The 18,320-nt window shown below is 64.7% G+C and carries 17 protein-coding genes; 8 read left to right on the forward strand and 9 right to left on the reverse strand.

All coding sequences use genetic code 11. The features are described 5' to 3' along the window. Nucleotides 1-84 precede the first annotated feature (84 nt). Together V0U35_RS12570 and trpE are read left to right on the forward strand one after the other, a co-directional pair. Complete coding sequence (locus V0U35_RS12570) at nucleotides 85-1,989, forward strand: peptidylprolyl isomerase (protein WP_330197078.1); 1,905 nt, start codon at nucleotides 85-87, stop codon at nucleotides 1,987-1,989. After that, a complete protein-coding gene (gene trpE, locus V0U35_RS12575; RefSeq protein WP_330197079.1) occupies nucleotides 1,986-3,473 on the forward strand; it encodes an anthranilate synthase component I in 1,488 nt (495 codons plus the stop codon). Before V0U35_RS12570 ends, trpE begins: the two co-directional genes overlap by 4 nt. On the opposite strand, the gene V0U35_RS12580 is transcribed toward trpE, so the two are convergent. After that, the gene (locus V0U35_RS12580) at nucleotides 3,435-4,352 is read right to left on the reverse strand and encodes a divergent polysaccharide deacetylase family protein (RefSeq protein WP_330197080.1); all 918 of its coding nucleotides are present in this window, start codon (nucleotides 4,350-4,352) and stop codon (nucleotides 3,435-3,437) included. The genes trpE and V0U35_RS12580 overlap by 39 nt on opposite strands. A gap of 164 nt (nucleotides 4,353-4,516) precedes the next feature. Between V0U35_RS12580 and V0U35_RS12585 the strand changes: the two genes are divergently transcribed. The 3 genes from V0U35_RS12585 to trpC are packed head-to-tail and all read left to right on the forward strand — an operon-like array spanning nucleotide 4,517 to nucleotide 6,920. Further along, on the forward strand, nucleotides 4,517-5,107 hold the full coding sequence (locus V0U35_RS12585) for an anthranilate synthase component II (RefSeq protein ID WP_330197081.1): 591 nt from the start codon (nucleotides 4,517-4,519) through the stop codon (nucleotides 5,105-5,107). Continuing rightward, nucleotides 5,104-6,123, forward strand: a complete 1,020-nt coding sequence (trpD, locus tag V0U35_RS12590; protein WP_330197082.1) for an anthranilate phosphoribosyltransferase — start codon at nucleotides 5,104-5,106, stop codon at nucleotides 6,121-6,123. The genes V0U35_RS12585 and trpD overlap by 4 nt, the downstream gene beginning before the upstream one ends. Further along, nucleotides 6,120-6,920 carry an indole-3-glycerol phosphate synthase TrpC gene (gene trpC / locus V0U35_RS12595; protein ID WP_330197083.1) on the forward strand — a complete coding sequence of 267 codons (801 nt, stop codon included), beginning with the start codon at nucleotides 6,120-6,122 and terminating at the stop codon, nucleotides 6,918-6,920. Before trpD ends, trpC begins: the two co-directional genes overlap by 4 nt. A 68-nt stretch (nucleotides 6,921-6,988) precedes the next feature. Here trpC and V0U35_RS12600 read toward each other — a convergent pair whose 3' ends face one another. Then, nucleotides 6,989-7,579 (reverse strand): hypothetical protein, encoded by a 591-nt coding sequence (locus V0U35_RS12600; protein ID WP_330197084.1) that lies wholly within the window; start codon nucleotides 7,577-7,579, stop codon nucleotides 6,989-6,991. 174 nt (nucleotides 7,580-7,753) lie between these two features. Between V0U35_RS12600 and lexA the strand changes: the two genes are divergently transcribed. Next, a complete protein-coding gene (lexA, locus tag V0U35_RS12605; protein WP_330197085.1) occupies nucleotides 7,754-8,434 on the forward strand; it encodes a transcriptional repressor LexA in 681 nt (226 codons plus the stop codon). 11 nt (nucleotides 8,435-8,445) lie between these two features. Here the strand turns inward: lexA and V0U35_RS12610 are convergent, their stop codons facing one another. Then, nucleotides 8,446-10,587, reverse strand: a complete 2,142-nt coding sequence (locus tag V0U35_RS12610) for a ComEC/Rec2 family competence protein (protein ID WP_330197086.1) — start codon at nucleotides 10,585-10,587, stop codon at nucleotides 8,446-8,448. A gap of 69 nt (nucleotides 10,588-10,656) precedes the next feature. On the opposite strand from V0U35_RS12610, the gene gltX reads away from it, so the two are divergent. Continuing rightward, entirely contained in the window at nucleotides 10,657-12,072 is a 1,416-nt protein-coding gene (gene gltX / locus V0U35_RS12615; RefSeq protein WP_330197087.1) for a glutamate--tRNA ligase, read from the forward strand. A gap of 21 nt (nucleotides 12,073-12,093) precedes the next feature. Next, nucleotides 12,094-13,398, forward strand: coding sequence for a citrate synthase (gltA, locus tag V0U35_RS12620; RefSeq protein WP_330197089.1), 1,305 nt, complete (start codon nucleotides 12,094-12,096; stop codon nucleotides 13,396-13,398). A gap of 3 nt (nucleotides 13,399-13,401) precedes the next feature. Here gltA and lpxB read toward each other — a convergent pair whose 3' ends face one another. From lpxB to V0U35_RS12650, 6 genes are read right to left on the reverse strand one after another with little or no spacing between them, the layout of a single operon-like run. Next, on the reverse strand, nucleotides 13,402-14,556 hold the full coding sequence (gene lpxB / locus V0U35_RS12625) for a lipid-A-disaccharide synthase (protein ID WP_330197090.1): 1,155 nt from the start codon (nucleotides 14,554-14,556) through the stop codon (nucleotides 13,402-13,404). Continuing rightward, entirely contained in the window at nucleotides 14,549-15,421 is an 873-nt protein-coding gene (locus V0U35_RS12630) for an LpxI family protein (RefSeq protein ID WP_330197092.1), read from the reverse strand. The genes lpxB and V0U35_RS12630 overlap by 8 nt, the downstream gene beginning before the upstream one ends. Beyond that, on the reverse strand, nucleotides 15,414-16,205 hold the full coding sequence (gene lpxA / locus V0U35_RS12635; RefSeq protein WP_330197093.1) for an acyl-ACP--UDP-N-acetylglucosamine O-acyltransferase: 792 nt from the start codon (nucleotides 16,203-16,205) through the stop codon (nucleotides 15,414-15,416). The genes V0U35_RS12630 and lpxA overlap by 8 nt, the downstream gene beginning before the upstream one ends. Then, nucleotides 16,202-16,669: a 3-hydroxyacyl-ACP dehydratase FabZ gene (gene fabZ / locus V0U35_RS12640; protein ID WP_330197094.1), complete on the reverse strand. Its 468-nt coding sequence runs from the start codon at nucleotides 16,667-16,669 to the stop codon at nucleotides 16,202-16,204. Before fabZ ends, lpxA begins: the two co-directional genes overlap by 4 nt. Nucleotides 16,670-16,683: 14 nt before the next feature. Next, a complete protein-coding gene (gene lpxD / locus V0U35_RS12645; RefSeq protein ID WP_330197095.1) occupies nucleotides 16,684-17,700 on the reverse strand; it encodes a UDP-3-O-(3-hydroxymyristoyl)glucosamine N-acyltransferase in 1,017 nt (338 codons plus the stop codon). A gap of 22 nt (nucleotides 17,701-17,722) precedes the next feature. Continuing rightward, complete coding sequence (locus tag V0U35_RS12650) at nucleotides 17,723-18,319, reverse strand: OmpH/Skp family outer membrane protein (protein WP_330197096.1); 597 nt, start codon at nucleotides 18,317-18,319, stop codon at nucleotides 17,723-17,725. Nucleotide 18,320 lies beyond the last annotated feature (1 nt).

An 18,320-nucleotide genomic window follows, 5' to 3' on the forward strand; every position in this document is an offset into this window, starting at 1 on the left:
GCGGACAATGACGGCGCGCTTGCCGCCTGTAAACGCCTTGGCTAGGGTCCGCGCCCGTCTGGAACCACGCAAGAAGATGCCCCCATGCTCGCTGCCCTCCGCAGGATAATCCGTTCGCCGATCATGCTCGTGATCATTATTGCTCCGCTGATCATCGGATTTGCGATTTTCGGCGTCAGCGACGTGTTTGTCCGGACCGGGGATGCCGTGGCTGTTGTGGGTCCCGAACGCGTCTCCCGTCTCGATCTTGCCCGGTCCTTCGACCAACGCCTGCGTCTTGAGCAACGCGAGAACCCCGCGCTGACAGCGGAAACCGCGCGCGCCAACGGTCTGGGCGATCAGGTCCTGAACGAGCAGATCATCGCTGCCCGCATCCGTGCGGTTGCCAACCAGATGAATCTCGCCGTGTCCGACGCCCAGATCCGTGACGAGATCAATAGTTTTCAGGTGTTTCTGGATCCGGTCACGGGTGGCCATGACAACCAGGCCTACCTGTCCTATCTCGCCGACCAGCGCATGACGCCGGCCCAGTTCGAGGCTGAAATTGCCGAGAACATGATCCGCGGTCAGCTGATTGACGCGCTGTTCGCGGGCATCCGGACGCCGGAAGCCTATGGCGATGTCATCGATCGCTTCAGCAATGAGCGCCGGACCTTCCGCGCATTGGTCATTCCGCCGCAAGCCGCCGGTGATATCGGCGATCCGGATGACGCGGCGCTCCAGTCTGTCATCGACGAAAACCCGCAATTCTTCACCGAGCCCGAGCGCCGCAGCTTTACGCTCGTCCGGTTCCGCGTCAGCGATTTCACCGCGAATGTCACCGTCGACGAAGCGGATATCCGCGAACAATATGACTATGAGGTCGAGACCGGTCAGATCGGTGAACCGGCCCTGCGAAGCTTTACCCAGCTCCGTTTCGACGACGGCGAGACGGCCCAGGCAGCCACCGCGCGTCTGAATGCCGGCGAGAGCGCTGCTGCCGTTGCGGCGGACCTCGGTGCCGACGCGCCCTTCGTCCAGACCGACCGGCAGGAATACCAGATCCCGGACGAGTCGGTTGCGGAGGCCCTCTTCTCGATGGCGGAAGGCGAAGCCGCGGCCATCGAAGGCCGTCTTGGCTGGTTCGTGGTCCGTGTGGATGCCGCTCAGGACGCCACCCTGCCCGACTATGCTGAACGGCGCGACGAGATCCGCGACCTGATGGCCCGGTCCGAAGCGGAAAACGCGATGTATGACGCCATGGGCGAATACGAGTCCGCGTTGTCCGGTGGCGCGACAATCGACGAAGCCGCCGAAGCGGCGGGCATTCCCTATGAAATGTTTGCGCCCATCGATTCCCAGAACCGGACGGCAGAGGGCCAGTACGCTTTCTCTTTCTTCGAACAGCCCGAAATACTCGAAGCCGTGTTTGAACAAACGGCCGGCGTCGAAACCGAACTCCAGCCCTATGGCGATGGCGACTATTACGCTTTCCGGGTCGAAACGATCACGCCAAGCCGGGTCCAGGATCTCGACGATGTCCGCGATGACGCGACCACGGTCTGGCGCCTGCAAACCGTTGATGAGCAATTGGACGCGATCGTCGAGGACGCGCGCCAGCGCGCCCGGGATGGCGAAGCCCTCGATGCGATCGCGGCGTCAATCGAAGGGGCCCGCGTCGAATCCGCCTCTCTGACCCGGAGCGAAACGGCCGCGCCGTTCGGGCGCGATGCCGTGGGAGCCGCCTTCTTCATCGAAGTGGGTGATGTCCAGGAAGCCCGTGGTTCGGATAATCGCTCGCGGCTGATCATCGTGCTCGATGCCATCGAGACCGGGCAGAGCGACGATGCCGAGACCATTCTTGAAATGCGCTCCCAGCTCGCCGAGCAGATCCAGCGCGATCTCGATACCAGCCTCGCGGCGGCACTGGCCGAACGCTATCCGGCCCGCATCGATACCCTGCTGCGCGATCAGGCCCTGGGCGTGATCGATCCGTCCCAGGTACAGTGATCACGCTCGAGCCGTCGCTCGAGGCCTGCCGTGAACGCAAGGCCGGAAACGGCGTGCTGCTTCGCGCAAGCCGCGCGGACGACCTGACAACGCCCGTCGCGGCCTTCCTGGCGCTAGCCCAGGATCGCGACAATGCCTTTCTGCTGGAATCGGTCGAAGGCGGGACCTGGCGCGGACGGTATTCGGCGATCGGTCTTGACCCCGATTTCGTATGGACGGTCCGGGACGGTGAAGCTTTCATTCTGGACGGCGAGGATCTGGCTGCGGGCAAGGAGGTCTCGGACGGCACCGACCTGCTCGCCTCCCTGCGCCGGGCCATGGCGGCCGCGCGCCTCGACCTGCCCGTGGGCGTGCCGCCCATCGCATCGGGCCTTTTCGGCTATCTCGGCTATGACATGGTGCGCGCTGTCGAGCGTTTGCCCGGCAATGCACCTGATCCGCTGGGGCTTCCTCAAGCACGCCTGATCCGCCCGCGCATCGTCGCGGTCTTCGACGCCCTGAAACAGGACGTCACCGTCTACGCGCCGCTGCGTCCGGGTGAAGAGGGTCTCGAAGCCGCCTATGCCGAAACCGAACGGCAGATCCGGTCGGTTTTCGAACAGCTGGATGCGCCGCATTCACGGCGTACCGAACCGGCTAATCCGGATCCGGCGGAGCCAGTCTCCAACACCGAACCGGACGCGTTCCGGGCGGGCGTGGAGACTCTGCGCGACCATATTCGCGCGGGCGACATTTTTCAGGGCGTGCTGAGCCAGCGCTTCACGCTGGACTTCCCGCATCCACCGTTCGCGCTCTATCGCGCGCTGCGCCGCCTCAATCCCTCGCCCTTCCTGTTCCATTTCCAGTTCTCCGGCTTTGCGGTCACCGGCTCCAGCCCGGAAATCCTGGTGCGGCTGCAGGACGGAACCGTCACCGTGCGTCCCATCGCCGGAACACGCGCGCGCGGCGCGACGCCGGCCGAAGACGACCATCTGGAAGCCGACCTCCTCGCGGATCCGAAGGAACGGGCCGAACACCTGATGCTCCTCGACCTGGGGCGCAATGATGTCGGCCGCGTCGCCAGGCCCGGCAGTGTGCGCGTCACAGAGCGGGAGATCGTCGAACGCTACAGTCACGTCATGCACATCGTCTCGAACGTCGAAGGTGAGATCGCAGACGGAAAGGACGCGGTCTCGGCCCTGTTTGCGGGTTTCCCCGCTGGGACGGTTTCCGGCGCGCCCAAGGTCCGGGCGATGGAGATTCTGGACGCGGCCGAGCCCCATCAGCGCGGCATCTATGCCGGGGCGGTGGGCTATTTTAGTGCTAATGGCGACATGGACACGTGTATCGCCCTGCGCACGGCGGTCACGAAGGACGGCCAGATGCACGTGCAGGCGGGTGCCGGTGTCGTTCTGGATTCCGACCCCGAAGCCGAACGCCAGGAAACGCTGAACAAGGCGAAAGCGCTATTGCGCGCCGCCGGCGAAGCGCACCGTTTCACCTGAGCCCGTCTCCGCCATCAGAGTGGACACGGTTACGAAGCGCAGTCCGCGCGATTCCGCTTCCGGGATCCAGGCTTCAAGTGCATCGAGCGTTGCGGGACGCGGATGACCGATAGCCACGACACGTCCGTCGCGTCGGGCTCTCGCTTCAATCGCCGCCAGCTGACGACCGATGACCGCGGGATCGTCGTCATGGTCGATGAAAATGTCCCGGCTGAGCGATCGAATATCCAGCTCATGTGCGGCATCCCGGGCCCGGCTGCGCGGTGAAGTCACCGAGTCCAGAAACACCAGACCGGTGCCCGCAACCGGTTCAAGGATGGCGCGCATGGCGTCACGGTCCGCCGTCAGGGCACTGCCCATGTGATTGTTCAGCCCCGTCGCCCCGGGCACTTGCGCCAGGGACCAGCGCACGCGCGCCTGCCACTCGGCGGGCGAATGGTGACGGGTCAGGGCATGCGGACCGGGATCGGCGAGCCCGCCCGGCTCCATCGGCAGATGCAGGAAGGTCTCATGCCCGGCATTGCGGGCCTCTGCATCGATCCGGGAGGCCTCCTCGGCATAGGGCAGGATCGAGATCGTCAGAGCAGCGGGAAGCGCGATGGCCCGGCTGGTCAGCACTTGGTCCGGTCCGGCATCGTCAATAACGATCGCCACCAAGGGACCTGGCTGTGTCTGCGGGGCTTCGAAGTCCAGTCGGGGCACCGCTTCAGGAACGGCCTCGGGTCGTGAGACGTCGCTAGACGCTGTCTGCATCGTCGATGGCGCAATCACCTCTACAGGTTCCGCGCGAGCCGCGCCGACCTCGAAGGCGAAGGCCCCGAACGCAAAGGCCGTCGCGGCAAGGCCCGCGGCCAGGACCGGCGCAGCCGGGCTGGCCATACGGCGAAACCGGGAGGCGGACGTCCGGCGCTTAGACATGGACCGACAGGGCGGCCGCTTCGGTTAAGCTTTGATTAATACCGCCCCGGACAGCGTTTCGTCGTTGGCGTCCCCGTCGCCCTGCCCTACCTTCCAACGCGAACCGGCGGGCAGGAATGGGCGGCATGCTGCTGATCATCGACAACTACGACAGCTTCACCTTCAACCTCGTCCATTATGCCGAGGAGCTGGGCGCAAAGACCCGCGTCGTGCGCAATGACGCCATTACGGTCGCCGAGGCCATCGACGGCACCTATTCCGCCATCCTGATTTCGCCCGGTCCGGGGCGTCCGGACGCGGCGGGCATCTGCCTCGACCTGATCCGCAATGCGCCGGACGATCTGCCCGTTCTCGGCGTGTGTCTGGGCCATCAGGCCCTTGCCGAGGCCTTTGGCGGAACCATCGTGCAGGCCCGCGAAATCATGCATGGCAAGACAAGTGCGGTGACGCATGACGCCAGCGGCGTCTTCGCCGGACTGCCTTCGCCCTTCACCGCGGCGCGCTATCACAGCCTCGCGGTGGATACCGCCAGCGTGCCCGACTCGCTTATCGTCACTGCGACGACGGAGGATGGCGAGATCATGGGGCTGCGACACCGCACCCGGCCCCTGCACGGCGTGCAATTCCATCCCGAATCCATCGCCTCGGAGCATGGACACTCGCTGATCGGCAATTTCCTCAAATCGGGACGCGGACCTGCCGCGCAAGCCGCATGAGCGCGCTGCTCGAATGTATCCAGGCCTTCACACGCGGTGAGCGCCCGGCCGCCGAAGCAATTGCCGGAGCGTTTTCCCTCCTGATGGAAGGCGATGCCGGGGACGCGGAAATCGGCGGTTTTCTGATCGGTCTCGCCGCCATTGGTGAGACGCCAGACGATCTCGCCGCCGGGGCGACCGCGCTGCGCGCCCGCATGACCGGCATCACCGCGCCGGACGGGGCCATCGACACCTGCGGCACGGGCGGGGATGCGCGCGGCACCTATAACATCTCAACCGCCGCCGCGATCGTGGCGGCCGGTGCCGGTGCCCGCGTGGCCAAGCATGGCAATCGCGCCGCCTCGTCGAAGTCGGGATCGGCGGAAGTCCTCGCCGAACTCGGTGTCGCGATGGATGCCGGTCCGGCGCGCGTGGAACGGGCCCTCAACGAGGCCAATGTCGGCTTCCTCTTCGCGCCCGCGCACCATTCCGCCGTTCGGCACGTGGCGGCGGCGCGCAAGGCACTGCGCGCGCGGACGGTGTTCAATCTTCTTGGCCCGCTCGCCAATCCGGCGGGAACCAAGCGTCAGCTTCTCGGCGTGTTTGATGACCGCTGGCTGGAACCGGTGGCGCTGGCGCTGAACAGCCTCGGTGCCGAACGCGCCTGGGTGGTCCGGGGCCGTGACGGGCTCGACGAAATCACCACGACCGGGCTGACCGATGTCGTGGAGCTGAAAGACGGCAGTACGCGGCGCTTCACGGTGTCACCCGAAGACGCTGGCCTGCCGGCCGCCACGCTCGATGATCTTGTCGGCGGCACGCCGCAGGAGAATGCTCAGGCGATGCGCGCGCTGCTGGACGGTGCGCCAGGGGCCTATCGCGACATCGTCGTGCTCAATGCCGCCGCCGCGCTGGTTATCGCCGGTCTGGCTGACGATCTCAAGGACGGTGCCGCCAAGGCGCAATCGGCCATCGACAGCGGCGCAGCGAAATCCGCGCTGGAACGCATGGCCGCCATCTCGCGGGGCGAGGCGTGAACGCGTTACAGAAAATCGAGGCCTACAAGCGCGAGGAGATCGTCGCGCGCAAGGCCGCCCGCCCGCTCGCCCAGATGTCCGAGGACGCGCGTGAGGCCTCGGCACCGCGCGGCTTTCTAAAAGCGCTGAAGGCACGCGCCGCACTCGACGGCATCGCCCTCATTGCCGAGGTCAAGAAGGCGAGCCCGTCCAAGGGGCTGATCCGCGCCGATTTCGACCCGGCTGCCCTCGCCCGGGCCTATGAGATTGGCGGCGCGGCCTGCCTCTCGGTTCTGACCGACGCGCCCGGCTTTCAGGGCCATGAGGACTATCTCGTGGCCGCGCGGGCGGCCTGCGCCTTGCCCGTCCTGCGCAAGGACTTCATGCTCGACCCGTGGCAGATCGTGGAATCGCGCGCGCTCGGGGCCGATGCCATTCTCGTCATCCTCGCCAGCGTCGATGACGCGCTCGCCGCGGACCTCATCTCGACGGCCTGGGGCTGGGGGATGGATGCGCTCGTGGAAACGCACAACGAGGCCGAGGTCGAGCGCGCGCTGACGCTCAATGCCAATCTCATCGGCGTGAATAATCGCGATCTGACCACGTTCGAGACCTCGCTGGCGACGTTTGAACGCCTCGCCCCGCGCTTTGCCGGTCAACGATTCGCGGTGGCCGAAAGCGGCATCGCCACACCGGAGGACGTCACCCGCGTCCGCGAGGCCGGCGCACGCGCCGTCCTGGTGGGTGAAAGCCTTATGCGGCAAGGCGATGTGGCCAAGGCCACGCGCACCCTGATGGGGACGGCAGCGTTTACTTGAGGCGGGAAGGAGAGCTTTCCGGTGGCGCGCTGGGCGTCGCTCGCAAGAGGGCGTCGAATTTGTCAGCGTTATTCGACATGACACTTCCGTAGCTTCCCACGATCCGACCGCCTTATATAAACCTCGATAGGCTGTGGCTTTGAGCGGTCAAACAACCACCCATCGCCCGGGGCATCAACCACGTCACCATGTTCGACCGCCTCTATGTCTCCGCCATCACACCAGCGCGCATATAGCTGAATTCCGGCCTGCTCTGCGTCCAACAACGCAATTTGCCGCATATACGTTTCGATGTTCCCGCCATCGCAAGCGCTCGCTCCGTCACGCAGGTTTCTACGCCGGTCATCCGGAAGAGAATTGTATAACCAAATACCAGCCTCACCGATGGAGACATGGCTCGACTGGCCTTTTATCTGCGGAATCGTTTTGCGGACGAGGCCGATCCAAAAGGGCCAGAACAGCACAATCGCAGCCGTCAAAAGCAGCCCAACAATTAGCCAGCCCCACGCCGGTTCTTGGACCCAAGCCGGACAAGACGAGCCAAACCGCTCACACCATTCTAGAATTATTAATTCGTAGTGAGCAGGGCCATCGGCCATCATGAATAAGAAGACGCTGGCAACGATCACCAAAAATGCCGAGGCGGACTTGTATAGCATCCCCAACCCATACCACGGGCCGGGGCAAAATCGCCACAAACAAGGTCATTCCGTGTCCTTCACGTCTCTACTTGCACCGAAGGGATAGGAGGACTTGACGCGCCCCCGGAACACTTATAGAACATCGCGTGAAGTTTATGTTTTGTTCCGCTCGCCGGTCGCGAAGGAAACGCCATGCTGACGCGCAAGCAACACCAGCTTTTGCTGTTCATCCACCGCCGCATCACCGAGACCGGTGTGTCGCCCTCCTTTGACGAGATGAAGGATGCGCTGGAACTGGCGTCCAAGTCCGGCGTGCACCGCCTGATCACGGCGCTGGAGGAGCGCGGCTTCATCCGCCGCCTCGCCCACCGCGCCCGTGCGCTTGAAGTGCTCAAAATGCCGGATTCCGCCGCGCCTGCCGGTGCCGATCTCGGCCCCAATGTCGTGCGAGCCGACTTCAAGCGCCCGCCGCGCGAGGCGCGCGACAGCCGCGAAGTACCCCTGCTTGGCAAGATCGCCGCCGGTGTCCCCATCGAGGCGATCCAGCACGAGACCGACCGCTTCGTGTTGCCGCCCGATATTGCCGGCGGTTCGGGTGAACATTTCGCGCTCGAAGTGGAAGGCGATTCCATGATCGATGCGGGCATTCTTGAAGGCGATATCGTCGTCATCGAACGCTGCAACACCGCCAATACCGGCGAGATCGTTGTCGCGCTTGTCGACAACGAGGAAGCCACGCTGAAACGTCTGCGCCGCAAGGGCGGTTCAATTGCGCTCGAAGCCGCCAACCCGGCTTATGAGACCCGCATTTTCGGACCGGACCGGGTCCAGGTACAGGGCCGTCTCGTCGGTCTCATCCGCCGCTATCACTAGGCTTTCGCCGTCTAGTCGCGGTGTGTCCCTGCCATCGTGCCCGTGCCCGTCCCCGTCCAGGACCGGTCACCCCTGCGGTCGGCGACCGTTTCCCACGACGTGATACGGCCATCGGTGATCCGGAATGTCCGGGCACCGTCACGCGCGAGATCATCGGCATCGATCAGTTCGGCATCGCAGCGCGACCGGAGAACCCGGTTTACCTCAAGGCGCGTGACGACCAGATCCGCCGTGCGGCAGTCCTCGATCAGGGCTTCCTCGGTTTCCGGCGTCGCGATCAGCACGCCCTGCGCCCGGCCTGCACAGCCTGAGGCGTCGCAACGCATCCCCCTCGCCAGTCTGACTTCGCGGTCACCGGTCTGTTCGAGGAAGACTCGCGCCGCAAACCGCGAGCGCCGCGTTGTACTGGCCGACCAGTCTCCATCTGCCGCGTCATAGTGGGCAATGACCACGCCGCTATCCGTCACAAGACCGTCCGGGACCGGTGTGGCCCACCACAGGATGAGACCGGCCCCCATGAAGACCAGCCCCGCCAGCCTCAACAATCCCCGGCCTGCCACCAGAGCCGCAAATCCGGCGGCATAGAGCGGCAGGGCTGCGCCATGGCCCGCCGGGACCGGTGACAGCGCGCCGGGCCAATCGGCGATAAAGTGGGCAATGGATAGAACCGCATCCAGTCCCGCCCCCATCACGGCGAGCGGTATGGCTTCGAGGCCAAACGGCATCAGCGCCAGCGCGATGACGCCGGCCGGCATCACCAGGAAGGAAAAGATCGGCATGGCCGCCAGATTGGCGATGAAGCCGAAGGCGGCGAGCCGGTTGAAATGGAAGGCCGCAAATCCCGATGTCGCCGCACCCGCGATCAGGGACGACCAGCCAATGGCTCCGATTGATCCGGCGGCGCGGCGCAGAACGCCCGGGCGTGGCCCCGGCCGGCGGTGATCACGCAAGGCTCCAAAGGCTGTGATCAGGGCTGACGCAGCGGCGAAAGACATCTGGAATCCCGGCGTGACGATGCTTTCGGGCTGGATGAGCAAAACCGCAAAGGCGGCCAGCGCAACTGAGCGCATGGAGATTGCTTGCCGGCCGACCAGAACGCCGATGAGCACCGCCGCCGTCATGATGAAGGCGCGTTGGGTCGGGATCGCGGCCCCCGAGAGCGCCAGATAGGCAAGAGCCGCGAGCAAGGCGGCAATCGCAGCCGGGTAGCGCGGGTCATGCCGCCGTGCGAAAGGCTCGATCGCGGCAAAGAGGAACCGTACCGCGAAGAAAACACCGCCCGCAAAGAGCGCCATGTGCAAGCCGGAAATGGCAAGGATATGCCCGAGTCCGGTGGCCCTGAGCGCCTCGGCGTCATCGGGCGATATTCCGGACCGGTCACCGGTCAAAAGGGCGGCGGCGATACCGGCGCTGCGCGGCGGCGCGCGCTCACGGATGCGTTCGGCCATCGACCAGCGGACGCGGGCGAAGGCCCGGGCGCGGCTGTCCCCGTAAAATTCAGCCGCCTCGGGCCGCGTTACGGCAAATCCTGATCCGCCAAGCCCTGAAAACCACGCCGCGAAGCCAGCATCATAGCCGCCGGGTGCCGCAGGCCGGGGCGGCGGCCCCAGAACGGCCCGGAGTGTAATTGCGTCGCCGGGCTGGAATGCGCCGCGGTTGGCCAGCACACGAACCCGCCGAGGCGGCTCATCCATGCCGTCGAGTGACGCAACGCGCAGGACCAGTCTCTGCCGCCCGCCGCTTTGCTGGACGCTTTCGATCCAGCCGGTGACGGTCCGCGCGCGCTCGGACTCTGCAACGACCGGTCCGGCGACCGAAAGGGTGCGCCATTGCCCTCTCGCCCCGCCCGCGAGGACAAAGGCGGCGAGCATCAGCGTGATCAGCACGCTCGTCCGGTGGCGCCAGATGATCGCTCCGGCCAAGGCGCACACGGCCAGTCCGAACGCGGTCCAGCCGGCAGCCGCTGAAGGCTCGGCGGGCAGCGTGAAATAGACGGCCGAACCGATTGCAAACGCCACGGGACACCAGAGTGGCAGGTCCTGTACGGTGATGACCCGGGACGTGGTCAGCGCAGCCCAGCTGCGTTCCAGATTGGCGGCAATCGCCGCGCGCCAGGAGCCCGCCTGTTGTTGGACTGGCTCCGATACGGTCATACCCCTATGACCTCCGGCAAACGCATGGTATCACCCGGCACCACACCGCAGCGCAGCATTCTTTCGCACATGCAAAACAAGCAAACCGGCATCGTCACGCGCTTCGCGCCCTCCCCCACGGGATATTTGCACATTGGGGGTGCAAGGACCGCACTTTTCAACTGGTTGTTTGCCCGCGGCCAGGGCGGCCAATTCCTGCTGCGCATCGAGGATACTGATCGCGCCCGGTCAACCGAGGACGCCGTCGAGAAAATTCTTGAAGGGCTGCAATGGCTTGGCCTCGACTGGGACGGTGAGCCCGTGTCCCAGCATGCGCGCGCCGCCCGGCATCGCGCCGTTGTCGATGAGCTCGTCGCCGCCGGTGCCGCCTTCCGCTGCTACTGCACGCCGGACGAAGTGACGGCGTTGCGCGAGACCGCCTTTGCCGAAGGCCGCGCCTTGCGATCACCCTGGCGCGACAGGCCGGACAGTGACGCGCCGGCGGACGCGCCCCACGTCGTGCGTTTCCGGGCACCGGACAGCGATGTCGTGATTGCCGACGCCGTCCAGGGCGATGTCCGCTGGAAGGCCAAGGAATTCGACGATCTCGTGCTGCTGCGAACCGATGGTGCGCCGACCTACAATCTCGCCGTCGTCGCCGATGATCATGACATGGGCGTGACCCACATCATCCGGGGCGACGATCACCTGACCAATGCCGCGCGCCAGTCGCAGATCTACGACGCGCTCGGCTGGGACCGCCCGGTCTTCGCGCATATTCCGCTGATCCATGGTCCGGACGGCAAGAAACTCTCCAAACGTCATGGCGCGCTCGGGGTCGAGGCCTATCGCGACATGGGGTATCTGCCCGCCGGGCTGCGCAATTACCTGCTGCGCCTGGGCTGGTCGAAGGGCGACCAGGAGTATTTCAGCGACGCCGAGGCGAAAGCCGCCTTCTCGCTCGACGGGCTCAACAAGGCCCCGGCCCGGCTCGATTTCGACAAGATGGGCAGCGTAAACGCCACGGCCCTGCGCGAGAGCGATGATACGGTGCTGACCGACGCCCTGCTGGCGCGCCTTGAGGCGGCGGGCACGCTTGAAATCGACGCAGGAACTGCGCGCGAACGCCTGCTGGCCGGTATGGGAGTGCTCAAAACCCGGGCCAAGACACTGGCAGAGCTGGAAGAGCAGACCTATTTCCTGACGCGTCGGTCGCCCTTCGCGATCGAGGGCAAGGCCGCCAAACCGCTAGACGATGACGCCCTCGCCCGGCTGGGCCGGCTGCATGCGGCGCTGGCCGCGCTGGCGGACTGGTCGGAAGAGAACCTGGCCGCTGCCCTGAAATCCTTCGCCGAGGCCGAAGCGGTCGGGTTCGGCAAGATCGGACAACCGCTGCGCGCCGCCCTGACCGGTGGTGCGCCAGCCCCCGACCTTTCTGCGGTCATGCTATTTCTTGGCCGGACGGAATCGTTGGATCGTATCCACCAACAAGCCGCCGCCGGCTGAACGACAGACGAGGATGACGTGATGAAAAGCAATGCCAAGGAATCCGGAACCGCAACCCTGACCATCAATGGCCAGTCCTATGACTTTCCGGTCCTGAAAGGCACGGTCGGCCCGGACGTTATCGACATCCGTACGCTGTACAAGAATGCCGGCGTGTTCACGCTCGACCCGGGCTTTACCTCGACGGCGAGCTGTGAATCCCACATCACTTATATCGATGGTGATGAAGGCGTGCTGCTGTATCGCGGCTATCCGATCGACCAGCTCGCCGAGAATTCCAGCTTCATCGAAGTTTGCTATCTGCTGCTGCATGGTGAATTGCCGGATGCGGCGCAGCTGGAGAGCTTCGAGAAGACCATCACGCATCATACGATGCTGCATGACCAGTTCGACCAGTTCTTCCGCGGGTTCCGCCGCGACGCCCACCCGATGGCGGTCATGGTCGGCACGGTCGGAGCGCTGTCGGCGTTTTATCACGACTCCACCGACATCAATGACCCCAAGGCGCGCACCATCGCCAGCCACCGCATGATCGCGAAAATGCCGACGATCGCTGCCCGGGCCTACAAGTATTCGGTCGGCCAGCCTTTCGTCAGCCCGCGCAACGATCTGGACTTCGCCGCTAACTTCCTGCGCATGTGTTTCGCGGTTCCGGCCGAGGATTATGAAGTCAATCCGGTCATGGCCCGCGCCATGGACCGCATCTTCATCCTGCATGCCGATCACGAACAGAACGCCTCCACCTCGACGGTCCGCCTTGCCGGTTCGTCGGGCGCGAACCCGTTTGCCTGTATCGCCTCGGGCATTGCCAGCCTGTGGGGACCGGCCCACGGCGGGGCCAACGAGGCGGCGCTGAACATGCTCGAGGAAATCGGCTCGGTCGACCGGATCCCGGAATACATCGCCAAGGCCAAGGACAAGAATGATCCCTTCCGCCTGATGGGCTTTGGCCACCGCGTCTACAAGAATTACGACCCGCGCGCGAAAGTGATGCGGACGACCTGCCACGAAGTCCTGAAGGAAGTCGGCGAAACCGATGATCCGCTGCTGGCCGTCGCGCTGGAGCTGGAAAAGATCGCGCTGGAAGACCCGTATTTCGTCGAGAAGAAGCTGTACCCGAATATCGACTTCTATTCGGGTATCACGCTGCGTGCGATGGGCTTCCCGACTTCGATGTTCACTGTTCTGTTCGCCCTGGCCCGGACCGTCGGCTGGATCGCGCAGTGGACCGAAATGCTCGAAGACCCGACGCAGAAGATTGGCCGCCCGCGCCAGCTTTTCGCCGGTGCGACCGAGCGCGACTACGTCGCCATCGATAAGCGCTAATCGCTAGAGATACTCCGCGACGGCGGCAGCGGCCTTAGCGGCCGCCTGCCCGTCGCCGCGCATCGTGGCCGTCGTCTCGACCAGAGCCTTCGACGTCCTGGCCCGCAAGTCCGTATCGTCAAGGAAATGGCTGATATCTGCAGCCAGGCGCGGTCCGGTGCAGGTCGTCTGGATGCGTTCGGGCATCAGCTCCTTGCCTGCCGCGATGTTGACCAGCGTGATGTAGGTCCCCTTGAACAGGAGGCCGCGCAGGAGCGCCCAGGTCGCCCAGCCGAGCCGGTAACCAGCGACCGTCGGCACGCCCGCCATGGCCAGCTCGGTCGTCACCGTTCCTGAACAGGCCAGAGCCACATCCAGAGCGGCAAAGGCGTCGCGCTTTTCCGCTTCATCGACGATGACCGCCCCGGCGAAATTCGGATCAGCGGCCATGCGTTCGCGCGCGGCTCCGGCGACCGGTGCCGCCAGGGGAATGATCACGCGAAGGTCCGGATAGCGGGTCTTGAGCTTTTCCAGGGCGGCCGAAAATGGATCAGCCAAACGCGTCAGTTCTCCCATCCGGCTACCGAACAGCACGCCGAGACACGGCGCGTCCGGCGCAATTCCGTGGCGCTCCCGGAAGGCCATCCCGTCACCACGGATATCCTTTTCCAGGGTCGGATTACCCACGAAGGTCGTTGGCAGGCCCGCCGCCTCGAATATCGGGGCGTCGAAGGAATGGATGGTCAACAGACGGTCAACCGTTTCGGCCAGTGTCTTGGCCCGGCCCTTCCGCGTCGCCCAGACTTGCGGACCGACATATTTGACGACGGGCATGTCCGGTATCCGGGCCTTCAGCCTCTGGGCGACCCGCAGGGTAAAGCCCCAGGAATCAATGAGAACCGCAACGTCGGGCTTAACCCGTTCAGCCAGATCTGCCGTTTCGTCAGCCCGGCGCACGACCCGCGGATAAGCGCTCAGCACTTCGAAAAATCCAAGCACTGACAGCTCTGAAATGTCGAACGGGCTGTTCAGCCCCTCTGCCGTCATTTCCGATCCGCCAACGCCCGAGAATTCAACATCATCGCCAAACCGGTCACGCAAGGCCCGTATCAGCCCGGCCCCGAGCGCATCTCCGGAACGCTCGGCGGCAACAAGAAAGACCTTTCGGCGTTCAGGCATCCAATTCGTCCGCAGTGATCGCCATGACAAACAGGCCCGCCGAATCCGCATCGGCCACGACGCCCTCACGGTCGACAACCAGTGCACCGCCCGCTTCGACTGCGACACCGGCGAGCCCTGCCGCGCGGGCACCGGCGACCGTCGAGCGTCCTATGACTGGCAAGTCCATACGGCGCTCCTGAATGGGTTTCGGGGCCTTGGCGAGCACGCCGCGGCGGTCGGTTTCGGTGCCCCGGATATCCGCCGCAAGGCCGGCGACCCGCGCCAGCATGGCATCCGTTCCTTCCTGCGCTTCGACGGCAAGAACCAGCCCGCCGCACACGACCGCACCTTGCCCGATATCCAGACCGCCAATTGCGCGGGCCGTCCTCAGCGCCTTTCGCGCGTCGGCACGATCACTCTCGCGCGGCTGGACCGACCCGAAAACACCCGCCGCCGGGATCAGGCCGGCCAGCACGTCATCGGCCCCCACGACCGCGAACCCGGATTCTTCGAAAAACGCCAGGATTTCCCGCAACAGGGCATCGTCGCCCTTTCGGCCAGCGTCGATCATGCGCGGCAGGAGTTTCGCCGCGGTCAGATCGGCCGGGACCAGCGTCCGGAAATCGGGGCGGTCGACTTTTCCGGCAAAGCAGATCGCGTCGCAGCCCGCAGCCTTCAAGGCCTTCTGCAAACCTCCGACTGCGCCGAGGTTGAATGACGCGCCGGCAAACGCGGTGAAATCAGCATCGGCAAACCCGTTAAGCCGGGCGACGAAGGGGTTTCGCCCGGCCGCGTGTTCGGCCCCGGCGAGCAAGACCGGCAATTGGCCGCCGCCTGCGATGACACCGAGACGGGACCAGCGTCTGGGTCCGGCGTCAGTCATGCGGCATGCACAGCTTCTTGCTTTCGTCGGCGCGGATGAAGGCGATGATTTCCTTGACCGGATCATTGTCCGGATAAAGCTTCTCGACGTCGGAAATGCGCTCCTGGAACGTCCCTTCTTCCGCGAAAAGCAGACGGTAGGCCGTGCGCATCTCCCGGATCACGTCGCGGGCAAACCCGCGGCGTTTCAACCCCACAAGGTTGATCCCTTCCAGGTGGGCCGGATTGCGGGTGACAAAGCCATAGGGAATGACATCGGCATTGGCGAGCGCCATGCCGCCCAGGAAGGCATGACGGCCGATCCGGGTGAATTGGGTCACGCCCGTATGACCGCCGCTGATCACGTGATCGCCGATCACGGCATAGCCCGCGACCGCAACGTGATTGGCCAGTGCAACATGATTGCCGACGATACAGTCATGGGCGATGTGGACGCCGACCATGAAGAAGCCGTCGTCGCCTATTCGGGTTTCGCCGCGCCCGACTTCGGTTCCGGGATGCATGGTGCAATGTTCGCGGATCAGGTTTCGCGCACCGATAATCAGGCGGGTCGGGCCACCCTTGTACTTGAAGTCCTGGGGCGGCATCCCCAGCACGCTGTAGGGGTAGATGCGGGTCCCCTCACCGACTTCGGTATGGCCGTCGATCGTGACGCTGGACAGCAGTTTCACACCGTCCTTCAGGACGACATTCGGCCCGACGATGCAGAACGGTCCGATTTCCACGTCCTGGCCGAGTTGGGCACCCGGATCGACAATCGCGGTCGGGTGGATGGTCGTGCTCATGGCAAGGTGACGCCCTTCGCGGCAAAATCGAATTCCGTGACGAGGGCGTCATTGACGGTCGCCCGGCCGTGAAAACGGAAGACGCCATGGCGGGCATAGGTCACATCGACCGGCATCCGCAACACGTCACCGGGGACGACGGGCCGGCGGAAGCGGACCTTGTCAACACCCATGAAGAAGATGGTGGTCTTGGTGACATCCACATCGAGCGTCTTGGACATCAGGATGGCGCCGGTCTGGGCGACCGCCTCGACAATCAGGACACCGGGCATAACGGGATTTCCCGGAAAGTGCCCGGTGAAATGCGGCTCGTTTGCGGTGACCATCTTGATCCCGACTATGGACTTGCCTTCCAGGTAATTCTCGGCGCGGTCGACGAGAAGGAAGGGATAGCGATGGGGAATGCGGCGCAGGATTTCGTCCTGCCCAAAGGATTCGCCCAGGGTCGGGGTTTCATCGGTCAACAGGGCTCTCCTTGTCAGCTGTCGCGCGTCTTGGTCTTGATCAGGCGCTTGATGGCCATGCGCTCACGTACATACTCCCGTTTCGGCACCGCAGGCGAGCCGAACCAGAATTCTCCAGCCGGCACGTCCTTCATGGTCGCAGAATTTGCACCAATGATGGCCCCGTCACCAACATTGACGTGATCGGCCAAGCCGCCGCGGCCGCCAAACAGGACGTTCTTGCCGATATTGCAACTTCCCGAAATGGCGGAAAAACCGGCAAAGACGCTGCCTTCGCCAATGGTGACATTATGGGCGACGTGAACCAGGTTGTCGAACTTGCAGCCATCGCCGACGACGGTGTCGGTAAACAGGCCCCGGTCAATACAGGAGTTGGCCCCGACGAAGACGTCTTCGCCCAGAATAACACGCCCGAAATGCGGGACATTGACGGGGCGTCCCGACCCCACCGCAACGCCGAAACCGGATTCCCCGATCCTGGCCCCTGACTGGAGCACGAGACGCGCTCCGGCGATCGTGCAGCGGACCACGCAGTGCGGGCCTATATCGCTGTTTTCGCCGATCTCGACGCCGGGCCCGACAACGACACCGGGACCAATCACGGTCCGTGCGCCAATGACCGCGCCGGCGGACACCGTCGCTGAAGGCGCAATCAGACAATCATCGCCGATCCGCGCAGTCGGGTCGATCCGGTCATCCCCAAACAGGACGCGCTCGGCCACAATCCGGGGTGCCGCCAGCCCAAAGGCCCGGCGGGGATCAGACACCACGATGAAATGGGCACCACTGCTGGCGAAGGCTTCCGCGAGGCTCTCTTTCGCAAGAAAAACGGCCCCCGCAGGCGGAGGGCCGTCACCCGGCGCAGTGTCACCGGAAAAGTAGGAAAGCGCGCCGGCGCGGCAAGTCTCGACCGGCTCAACCGCATCGACGGTCAGATCACCGGGGTCACCGGCAAGCTGGCCGTCTGTAATTGCGGCGATCTCCGCCAGGGTCAGCGGGCCGAGCGACTCGTAAAAACGCGAATCGGCCATGCCCGCCCCCTTGCGGCAGAAGTTATTGCTGGGCCTGGCCCTCGCCCCCTTGCGGCAGGCGGACACGGTTGACGGCCACGGTCGGCAAACGCTGGTTGAGGCGTTCGATCACGGTCGCGCTGATGTCGACGCTCTCGGCGGCATACACCAGGTTGGCGCGGTCCACGATGATATGGGCACCGCGTTCGGCGACGATTTCCTCGAGGATGGTCGGTAGCAGTTCGAGAACCGGGCGCAGCGCCTGACGTTCGGTCGCGGCCAGTTCCTGGCTGAGACGACGGCGCAGGACTTCAACCTGCTGACCCTGTTGCTGAACAGCCTGAATACGCTGCATCAGGTCCGGACGCTGCTGAATGGCTTCCTGCGTCATCGGCTCGGTTTCGGCGTTCAGGCGCTCGACTTCGGCCTGGATCGGTTCGGCCACGGCACGGAGTTCGGAGTCCATTTCACCCTGAATGGCTTCAAGGCGGGTGGCGATGACCTGACCGGCCGCGCTGTCGCGCAGGACACGGGCCTCGTTGAAAACGAGGACGTTGGTCTGGGCGCTGGCCGGCGCAACGGCGGCGAGCGTCGCCGCGACGATGGCCGCGGCCCAGATGGAGATGGCATGCAGTTTCATT

The organism is Hyphobacterium marinum (assembly GCF_036330325.1).
Taxonomy (GTDB): domain Bacteria; phylum Pseudomonadota; class Alphaproteobacteria; order Caulobacterales; family Maricaulaceae; genus Hyphobacterium; species Hyphobacterium marinum.

Excerpts from the sequence above, each read along its gene's own strand:
- trpD (WP_330197082.1), top strand. The coding sequence starts at position 5,104 with ATGAGCGCGCTGCTCGAATGTATCCAGGCCTTCACACGCGGTGAGCGC.
- V0U35_RS12585 (WP_330197081.1), top strand. The coding sequence starts at position 4,517 with ATGCTGCTGATCATCGACAACTACGACAGCTTCACCTTCAACCTCGTC.
- V0U35_RS12570 (WP_330197078.1), top strand. The coding sequence starts at position 85 with ATGCTCGCTGCCCTCCGCAGGATAATCCGTTCGCCGATCATGCTCGTG.
- V0U35_RS12630 (WP_330197092.1), bottom strand. The coding sequence starts at position 15,421 with ATGACTGACGCCGGACCCAGACGCTGGTCCCGTCTCGGTGTCATCGCA.
- V0U35_RS12650 (WP_330197096.1), bottom strand. The coding sequence starts at position 18,319 with ATGAAACTGCATGCCATCTCCATCTGGGCCGCGGCCATCGTCGCGGCG.
- lpxD (WP_330197095.1), bottom strand. The coding sequence starts at position 17,700 with ATGGCCGATTCGCGTTTTTACGAGTCGCTCGGCCCGCTGACCCTGGCG.
- V0U35_RS12580 (WP_330197080.1), bottom strand. The coding sequence starts at position 4,352 with ATGGCCAGCCCGGCTGCGCCGGTCCTGGCCGCGGGCCTTGCCGCGACG.
- lexA (WP_330197085.1), top strand. The coding sequence starts at position 7,754 with ATGCTGACGCGCAAGCAACACCAGCTTTTGCTGTTCATCCACCGCCGC.
- lpxA (WP_330197093.1), bottom strand. The coding sequence starts at position 16,205 with ATGAGCACGACCATCCACCCGACCGCGATTGTCGATCCGGGTGCCCAA.
- V0U35_RS12610 (WP_330197086.1), bottom strand. The coding sequence starts at position 10,587 with ATGACCGTATCGGAGCCAGTCCAACAACAGGCGGGCTCCTGGCGCGCG.
- gltA (WP_330197089.1), top strand. The coding sequence starts at position 12,094 with ATGAAAAGCAATGCCAAGGAATCCGGAACCGCAACCCTGACCATCAAT.
- V0U35_RS12600 (WP_330197084.1), bottom strand. The coding sequence starts at position 7,579 with ATGCTATACAAGTCCGCCTCGGCATTTTTGGTGATCGTTGCCAGCGTC.
- gltX (WP_330197087.1), top strand. The coding sequence starts at position 10,657 with ATGCAAAACAAGCAAACCGGCATCGTCACGCGCTTCGCGCCCTCCCCC.
- lpxB (WP_330197090.1), bottom strand. The coding sequence starts at position 14,556 with ATGCCTGAACGCCGAAAGGTCTTTCTTGTTGCCGCCGAGCGTTCCGGA.